The sequence below is a fragment of the Plantactinospora sp. B5E13 genome (assembly GCF_039871775.1).
Lineage (GTDB): Bacteria > Actinomycetota > Actinomycetes > Mycobacteriales > Micromonosporaceae > Plantactinospora.
In genome coordinates this window covers 1-950 of sequence record NZ_JBDPLT010000115.1, presented here as the reverse complement: position 1 = coordinate 950, position 950 = coordinate 1, and the positions used below count along the sequence as shown (strand labels likewise).

Annotated in this window: 1 protein-coding gene; it reads left to right on the top strand. The window is 65.8% G+C overall.

All coding sequences use genetic code 11. From position 1 onward, the window contains the following. The first annotated feature begins 97 nt into the window (after positions 1–97). Positions 98–940 (top strand): transposase family protein, encoded by an 843-nt coding sequence (locus tag ABGB05_RS36915; RefSeq protein ID WP_347658675.1) that lies wholly within the window; start codon positions 98–100, stop codon positions 938–940. Positions 941–950: the final 10 nt, after the last annotated feature.

Below are 950 nucleotides of genomic sequence, written 5' to 3'. Positions count from 1 at the left end.
ACGGGCGTACCGTCCATAGCGGACAGCTTTTGATAAGGACGTGGAGCCATCGGTAGACAGGTTCTTGCGACGGAATCGGTCTCCGAGAGGGCTCCACGTGATCACCTATTCTGCCAGGCTCGACGTGCCCAGGGAACTCGTGCGTCACGTGGCGCGTCTGCTTCGCGCCGAGCGTCGGGCGGTGGGCACCCGCCGCCACGCGAGGGCGTTGACGTGCTTCTACCAGGCGCTTCTGGTGCTGGTGTGGTTCCGTAAGGGTGAGGACAAAACCACCCTCGGGGCCGGCTTCGGGGTGTCGCGGGCGACCGCGTACCGGTACGTCGCCGAGGCCGTGCGGGTCCTCGCGGCGCAGACACCGACCCTGCACGACGCCCTGGCCCGGGTCGCCGCGGACGGCTGGTCGCACGTGATCCTGGACGGGAAGCTGTTCGACACCGACCGGGTCGCCGAAACCACCACCAGCGTGAAAGGCAAAACGATCGACGCCTGGTACTCCGGAAAGCACCGCGACTTCGGCGCGAACATCCAAGCGATCATGCGCCCAGACGGGCTACCGATCTGGACCTCGGATGCGATGCCAGGACATCTACACGACCTGACCTGCGCACAGGAGCTCGACATCACCGGCGCGCTGTACTGGGCCGCTTCAGCGCTGGATCTGCCGGCCCTGGCCGACTCCGGCTACGAAGGCTCTGGCCAGGGCATCCACACCCCATACAAGCAACCCTCCGATGGCCACCGCCTCGCCGTCGACAACCTCACCCACAACACGATCCTTCGATCCATGCGGTGCCTCGGAGAACGCGGCTTCGCAATCCTGACCGGCCGCTGGCGGACCCTTCGTCACACCACCGCCAGCCCACGGCAGATCGGCGACATCGTCCGCGCCGCTCTCCACCTCACCCACTTCGAATACCGATACCTACCGAATCCATGCTGAGATCACGTCA